Origin of the sequence: Pantoea sp. Pa-EAmG (assembly GCF_030024295.1) — a bacterium.
GTDB classification, from domain to species: Bacteria; Pseudomonadota; Gammaproteobacteria; order Enterobacterales; family Enterobacteriaceae; genus Pantoea; species Pantoea dispersa.
Genome location: NZ_JASEWO010000212.1, coordinates 1 through 6,831, shown reverse-complemented (window position 1 = coordinate 6,831; position 6,831 = coordinate 1). Strand labels below are relative to the sequence as shown.

7 protein-coding genes are annotated in these 6,831 nt (G+C 58.3%); all 7 read left to right on the top strand.

The window, feature by feature from the left end:
• Positions 1-56 precede the first annotated feature (56 nt).
• The 7 genes from sufA to QMM04_RS19800 all read left to right on the top strand — a co-directional run bounded on the left by sufA (position 57) and on the right by QMM04_RS19800 (position 6,727).
• On the top strand, positions 57-431 hold the full coding sequence (gene sufA, locus QMM04_RS19830; protein WP_010616252.1) for a Fe-S cluster assembly scaffold SufA: 375 nt from the start codon (positions 57-59) through the stop codon (positions 429-431).
• 7 nt (positions 432-438) lie between these two features.
• Complete coding sequence (gene sufB, locus QMM04_RS19825) at positions 439-1,932, top strand: Fe-S cluster assembly protein SufB (protein WP_021506232.1); 1,494 nt, start codon at positions 439-441, stop codon at positions 1,930-1,932.
• Positions 1,933-1,971: 39 nt separating this feature from the next.
• A complete protein-coding gene (sufC, locus tag QMM04_RS19820; RefSeq protein WP_021506231.1) occupies positions 1,972-2,718 on the top strand; it encodes a Fe-S cluster assembly ATPase SufC in 747 nt (248 codons plus the stop codon).
• The gene (gene sufD, locus QMM04_RS19815) at positions 2,693-3,970 is read left to right on the top strand and encodes a Fe-S cluster assembly protein SufD (protein WP_021506230.1); all 1,278 of its coding nucleotides are present in this window, start codon (positions 2,693-2,695) and stop codon (positions 3,968-3,970) included. Before sufC ends, sufD begins: the two co-directional genes overlap by 26 nt.
• Positions 3,967-5,190: a cysteine desulfurase SufS gene (gene sufS / locus QMM04_RS19810; RefSeq protein ID WP_058769697.1), complete on the top strand. Its 1,224-nt coding sequence runs from the start codon at positions 3,967-3,969 to the stop codon at positions 5,188-5,190. Before sufD ends, sufS begins: the two co-directional genes overlap by 4 nt.
• 20 nt (positions 5,191-5,210) lie before the next feature.
• A complete protein-coding gene (gene sufE, locus QMM04_RS19805) occupies positions 5,211-5,627 on the top strand; it encodes a cysteine desulfuration protein SufE (protein WP_021506228.1) in 417 nt (138 codons plus the stop codon).
• A gap of 62 nt (positions 5,628-5,689) precedes the next feature.
• On the top strand, positions 5,690-6,727 hold the full coding sequence (locus tag QMM04_RS19800; protein ID WP_150058221.1) for a L,D-transpeptidase family protein: 1,038 nt from the start codon (positions 5,690-5,692) through the stop codon (positions 6,725-6,727).
• The last annotated feature ends 104 nt before the right edge of the window (positions 6,728-6,831 follow it).

Genomic DNA, 6,831 nt, shown 5'->3' with positions numbered 1-6,831 from the left:
GATATCACTACCATAGGGGGATAGCCTGAAAAGGCCCAGACTTACGAGGTAGCACTATGTCATCAGTAAATGCAGCGTCTTTTTCACCTGACGAATTCGTCTGGAAAGGGCTCACGCTGACCGAGTCGGCAGCGAAACAGATTCTCAGCCTGGTGGAACAGGACCCGGAAGTTAAGGGCCTGAAACTGGGTGTGAAACAGTCCGGCTGTGCCGGTTTTGGGTACGTTATGGACCTGGTGAAAGCGCCTGCCGATGACGACCTGCAGTTCGAGCAATATGGCGCAAAACTGTTTGTGCCGCTTCAGGCGATGCCGTTTGTTGACGGTACCGAGCTGGATTATGTCCGCGAAGGCCTGAACCAGATTTTTAAATTCAACAACCCTAAAGCTCAGCACGCCTGCGGGTGCGGTGAGAGCTTTGGCGTCGAGTAAGTGAAATATGTCACGACACAGCGAAGCATCTGACGATGTACAAACCTGGGAAGGCAGCCTGAACTATAAAGAAGGCTTCTTCACCCAGCTGCAAACCGACGAACTGGCACACGGCATCAATGAAGATGTGGTGCGTGCCATTTCGGCCAAACGTAACGAACCCGAGTGGATGCTGGAGTTCCGTCTCAAGGCGTTTCGCGCCTGGCTGGAGATGGAAGAGCCACACTGGCTGAAAGCGCACTACGACAAACTCGATTATCAGGATTACAGCTACTATTCCGCGCCGTCCTGCGGCAATTGCGATGACAGCTGTGCCTCTGAACCGGGTGCCACCCAGACGTCCGGCAGCGTCGCCTCCAGCGATTACCTGACCAAAGAAGTGGAAGACGCGTTTAACCAGCTGGGCGTGCCGGTGCGTGAAGGCAGAGAAGTGGCGGTGGACGCCATTTTCGACTCGGTGTCCGTGTCGACCACTTATCGTGACAAGCTGGCTGAGCAGGGCATTATTTTCTGCTCCTTCGGTGAAGCGATCCACGATCATCCGGAGCTGGTACAGAAGTATCTTGGCACCGTGGTGCCGCACAACGATAACTTCTTTGCTGCGCTCAACTCGGCGGTGGCGTCCGACGGTACCTTCGTCTACATCCCGAAAGGCGTGCGTTGCCCGATGGAGCTGTCGACCTATTTCCGCATCAACGCGGCGAAAACCGGCCAGTTCGAACGTACCATTCTGATTGCTGATGAAGACAGCTACGTCAGCTACATCGAAGGCTGTTCAGCGCCGGTGCGCGACACCTACCAGCTGCACGCAGCGGTGGTTGAAGTGATCATCCACAAAAACGCCGAAGTGAAATACTCCACGGTGCAGAACTGGTTCCCGGGCGGAGAAGGCGAGGGCGGTATCCTCAACTTCGTGACCAAGCGTGCGCTGTGTGAAGGCGAGCACAGCAAAATGTCGTGGACGCAGTCCGAGACCGGCTCAGCCATCACCTGGAAATACCCGAGCTGCATCCTGCGCGGTGATTACTCAGTGGGCGAATTCTACTCCGTCGCGCTGACCAGCGGTCGCCAGCAGGCCGATACCGGTACCAAGATGATTCACATTGGTAAAAACACCAAATCGACCATCATCTCGAAAGGTATCTCCGCCGGTAAGAGCCAGAACACCTACCGCGGCCTGGTGAAAATCATGCCGACCGCGACTAACGCGCGTAACTTCACCCAGTGTGACTCGATGCTGATTGGGCCGGACTGCGGTGCGCACACCTTCCCGTACGTGGAAACGCGCAACAACAGCGCGCAGCTTGAGCACGAAGCCACGACGTCGCGCATCGGTGAAGATCAGATGTTCTACTGCCTGCAGCGCGGCATTAGCGAAGAAGATGCGATCTCGATGATCGTCAACGGCTTCTGTAAAGACGTTTTCTCCGAGCTGCCACTGGAATTCGCCGTGGAAGCGCAAAAATTGTTAGCGATCAGCCTTGAGCACAGTGTCGGCTGATGCCACACGCGTTGCCGGAAGCAATGTGAAGGAAAGAGTATGTTAAGCATTAAAGATTTACAGGTTAGCGTTGAAGACAAAGAGATTTTGCGCGGTCTGAACCTCGAGGTTAAGCCGGGCGAAGTGCATGCCATCATGGGCCCGAACGGCTCCGGCAAGAGCACCCTGTCTGCCACGCTGGCCGGTCGTGAAGATTATGAAATCACCGGCGGTTCCGTGACCTTTAAAGGCAAAGACCTGCTGGAGCTGGAGCCGGAAGAGCGTGCCGGTGAAGGCATCTTCATGGCGTTTCAGTACCCGGTCGAGATCCCGGGCGTCAGCAACCAGTTCTTCCTGCAGACTTCGGTCAATGCGGTACGTAAATACCGTGAGCAGGAAGAGCTGGACCGTTTCGACTTCCAGGACTTCATCGAAGACAAGATCAAGCTGCTGAAGATGCCGGAAGATCTGCTGACCCGTTCCGTCAACGTCGGCTTCTCCGGCGGTGAGAAGAAGCGTAATGACATCCTGCAGATGGCGGCGCTGGAGCCTGAGCTGTGCATCCTCGATGAAACCGACTCCGGTCTGGATATCGATGCGCTGAAAATTGTTGCAGAAGGCGTAAACAGCCTGCGCGACGGCAAGCGCTCATTCATCATCGTAACGCACTACCAGCGCATCCTGGATTACATCAAGCCAGATCACGTGCACGTGCTGTATCAGGGCAAAATCGTGAAGTCTGGTGACTTTACGCTGGTGAAACAGCTGGAGGAGCAAGGCTATGGCTGGCTTACCGACCAGGAGTGATAACGCGCTGCAGCAGTGGCATCACCTGTTTGAGTCACGCGGCGAACAGCGTTCGCTGCAGGCACAGCAGCACTGGCAGCAATTGATGCGTGTCGGCCTGCCGACGCGCAAGCATGAAAACTGGAAATACACCGCGCTGGACAGCCTGCTGGCACAGCAGTTCGTGCAGGCGGACGCGCCAGGCGTGAGCGCTGAGCAGGTGGCTGCGCTGGCGCTGCCGCTGGACGCGATTTGCCTGGTGTTCGTCGATGGTCGCTTCCAGCCTGAGCTGAGCGCGCGTGATACCGGTCTGTTTGACGTGCAGCACAGCCGTGCCGCTGAGCGACGTCCGTTACCGGCCGCAGTACAGCCGGAGGTGTTCCTGCACCTGACGGAAAGTCTGGCGGAAGAGGTGACCTCGATTCGTCTGCCGCGCGGCAAAGCTGCGGCGCAGCCGCTCTATCTGCTGCACATTACCAGCGGCCAGGCGGATGCGCTCAACACTGTACATCATCGTCACCATCTGGAGCTGGAGTCCGGCGCGGAAGCGCAGGTGATCGAGCATTACGTGACGCTGAATGGCAGCGCCCACTTCACCGGCGCGCGCTTTACCTTTGCGGTGGGCGACAATGCGCAGCTGAAGCACACCAAGCTGGCGTTTGAAGAGAGCAGCAGCTACCACTTTGCGCACAACGACATCGTGATTGGCCGTGACGCGCAGGTGAGCAGCACCAGCTTCCTGCTGGGTGCCGGTTTGTCGCGTCACAATACCAGCGTGCAGCTGAACGGTGAGAACACCCAGCTGTCGCTGAACAGCCTGGTGCTGCCGGTAGGCAGCGAAGTGGCGGATACGCGCAGCTATCTGGAGCACAACAAAGGCCACTGCCTGAGTCGCCAGCTGCACAAAACCATTTCGCGTGACAAAGGGCGCTCGGTGTTTAACGGCCACATTAAAGTGGCGCAGCACGCGCTGAAAACTGACGGCCAGATGACCAACAACAACCTATTGCTCGGTCGCCTGGCGGAAGTGGACACCAAGCCGCAGCTGGAAATCTACGCCGATGACGTCAAGTGCAGCCACGGCGCGACTATCGGTCGCATCGACGACGAGCAGATGTTCTACCTGCGCTCGCGCGGCATCGCCGAAGACGCGGCGCAGCAGATGATCATCCATGCTTTCGCCGCTGAACTGACGGAAGCGCTGGAAGATGACGCGCTGCGCCAGGTGGTACTGCAACGTATTACCGACCGTTTCCCGGGAGTTGAGTCATGAGTTTCGATCTCGAACGAGTCAGAGCGGAGTTTCCGATTCTGAGTCGTGAGGTCAACGGACATCCGCTGGCCTACCTTGACAGCGCGGCCAGCGCACAGCGCCCGCTCGCGGTGATCAATGCGGAGAGTCACTTCTATCAGCACGGCTATGCGGCCGTGCACCGTGGCATTCACTCGCTGAGCGCGCAGGCGACCAGCGATATGGAAAACGTGCGCGCCCAGGCGGCGCGTTTTCTGCATGCCGCGGCAGCCGAAGAGATCATCTTCGTTAAAGGTACCACCGAAGGCATCAATCTGGTGGCCAACAGCTGGGGCGGCAGTCAACTGCAGCCGGGCGATAACCTGATCGTCACTGAGATGGAGCACCACGCCAACATCGTGCCGTGGCAGATGGTGGCCCAGCGCACCGGTGCGGAAATCCGTGTGCTGCCACTTAACGACAACGGCGAGCTGGCGCTGGAGCAGCTGGCGGGGCTGATTGACAGCCGTACGCGCCTGCTGGCCGTGACGCACGTTTCCAACGTGCTCGGCACGGTTAACCCGGTGAAAGCTATCGTGGCGCAGGCGAAAGCCGCGGGCGTGGTGACGCTGGTAGACGGCGCTCAGGCTGTGATGCACCACCCCGTTGACGTGCAGGATATCGGCTGCGATTTCTACGTGTTCTCCGGCCATAAAATCTATGGGCCGACCGGGATTGGCGTGCTGTACGCGCGTAAGGCGCTGCAGGAGATCATGCCACCGTGGGAAGGCGGCGGTTCGATGATCGATCAGGTCATGCTGCCCACCGGTACCACCTGGAATGGCGCACCGTGGCGTTTTGAAGCCGGCACGCCGAACACCGGCGGCATCATTGGCCTTGGCGCAGCGCTGACGTGGATCAGCGAACTCGGTCTGGAGACAATCCATCAGCGCGAGAGCCAGCTGATGCGTTACGCGCTGGACAAGCTGGCGTCGGTGCCAGACCTGGTTATTTACGGCCCGGCCGAGCGCAGCGGCGTGGTGGCGTTTAACCTCGGTAAGCACCACGCGTTTGACGTTGGCAGCTTCCTCGACCAGTACGGCATTGCTATCCGCACCGGCCACCACTGTGCCATGCCGCTGATGCGTCATTATGCGGTGCCCGCGATGTGTCGCGCCTCTTTCGCGCTCTACAACAGCGAAGAGGAAGCCGATCGCCTGGCGGCTGGCCTGACGCGCATTCATCGTCTGCTGGGCGGTTGAGCAGATTTCAGGAGTTATGCATGGCAAACCTGCCAGAAAAAGAGAAACTGGTGCGCAACTTCAATCGTTGCGCCAACTGGGAAGAGAAGTACCTCTACATCATTGAACTCGGGGCCAAATTACCAGAATCCTCTGAAAGCTTGCATCAGCCGCAGTACGTCATTTCCGGCTGTCAGAGTCAGGTATGGATTCGCATGACCCCACAGGCAGACGGCACCATTGCTTTTGAAGGTGACAGCGATGCCGCCATCGTTAAGGGCTTGATTGCCGTGGTATTTAGCCTGTATCAGGGTCTGAAAGCGCCAGAGATTCTGGCACTGGATGTCGCCCACTGGTTTGGCGAACTGGCCCTGACGCAACACCTCACCCCTTCGCGTTCGCAGGGGCTGGAAGCGATGATTCGCGCGATCCGGCATAACGCACAGTCTCTCAGCTAAGTTACACTCTCCAGACCCCGGCCATGACCGGGGTCTGTTCCATCCGACAAAGAGAAAATTGCATGAAACCTGCGCTTCGTTTAGCCGGTGCATTGCTGTTGTCCTGTTTCGGACTGTCTGCACCTGCGTTTGCTACGGAATACCCCCTGCCAGCCGCTGATAGCCGTTTGATTGGCGAAAACACCCTGACCACCGTCCCGGATGACAAACGGCCGCTGGAGAGCATTGCCGCGCGTTATAAGATAGGCATGCTTGGCATGCTGGAAGCCAACCCGGGCGTCGACCCCTGGCTGCCGAAAGCCGGAACGCAGCTTACCGTGCCGCTGCAGATGCTGCTGCCGGATGCGCCGCGTGAAGGCATCGTGATCAACCTGGCCGAACTGCGTCTCTACTATTATCCCAAAGGGGAAAATCGCGTCGTGGTTTATCCGATCGGCATCGGCCAGTTGGGTGCCGCCACGCCCAGTATGGTGACAAGTATCAGCCAGAAAATCCCTAACCCCACCTGGACGCCCACCGTCAATATCCGTAAACGCTACGCCAAAGAGGGCATCACGCTGCCCGCGATGGTGCCTGCCGGGCCGGATAACCCGATGGGGCTGTTTGCGCTGCGTCTGGCGCGCGGCAGCGGCCAGTATCTGATTCACGGCACCAACGCCGACTTCGGCATCGGGATGCGCGTCAGCTCCGGCTGTATTCGTTTGCGCCCGGACGATATCGAAGCGCTGTTTAACAGCGTGCCGCAGGGTACACGCGTACAGGTGATTAACCAGCCGATCAAATATGCCATCGAACCCGACGGCAAACGCTACATCGAGGTACACCAGCCGCTGTCGCGTAATGAACATGACGATCCGCAGACCATGCCAATTGCGCTGAGCGCGCCGCTGAAAGCCTTTATAAAGAGTGCGAAGAGCGACAGTGCGCTGATTAAGGCGGCGATTGAACGTCGTTCAGGCATGCCGGTACTGGTGAGCAGTGGGGAACCGGTGAATGAGGCGACGCCGCTGCCGGCAGTGCTGCAGACGCAGCAGGGGGCAACAGGCGGTGCGCAAGCCACCATCAGTCAGGCGCAGGGCGAAGCCGCTGCGACACCGTGATTCAGGGCCAGCTGACGGCAGAATCCGGACAAAAAAAATGGTGCCACAAGGGCACCATTTTTCAAACCAGAACTCTTACTTACGGTAAGAGTGAGCCTGGTTGT

Excerpts from the sequence above, each read along its gene's own strand:
- sufE (WP_021506228.1), top strand. The coding sequence starts at position 5,211 with ATGGCAAACCTGCCAGAAAAAGAGAAACTGGTGCGCAACTTCAATCGT.
- QMM04_RS19800 (WP_150058221.1), top strand. The coding sequence starts at position 5,690 with ATGAAACCTGCGCTTCGTTTAGCCGGTGCATTGCTGTTGTCCTGTTTC.
- sufD (WP_021506230.1), top strand. The coding sequence starts at position 2,693 with ATGGCTGGCTTACCGACCAGGAGTGATAACGCGCTGCAGCAGTGGCAT.
- sufC (WP_021506231.1), top strand. The coding sequence starts at position 1,972 with ATGTTAAGCATTAAAGATTTACAGGTTAGCGTTGAAGACAAAGAGATT.
- sufS (WP_058769697.1), top strand. The coding sequence starts at position 3,967 with ATGAGTTTCGATCTCGAACGAGTCAGAGCGGAGTTTCCGATTCTGAGT.
- sufB (WP_021506232.1), top strand. The coding sequence starts at position 439 with ATGTCACGACACAGCGAAGCATCTGACGATGTACAAACCTGGGAAGGC.
- sufA (WP_010616252.1), top strand. The coding sequence starts at position 57 with ATGTCATCAGTAAATGCAGCGTCTTTTTCACCTGACGAATTCGTCTGG.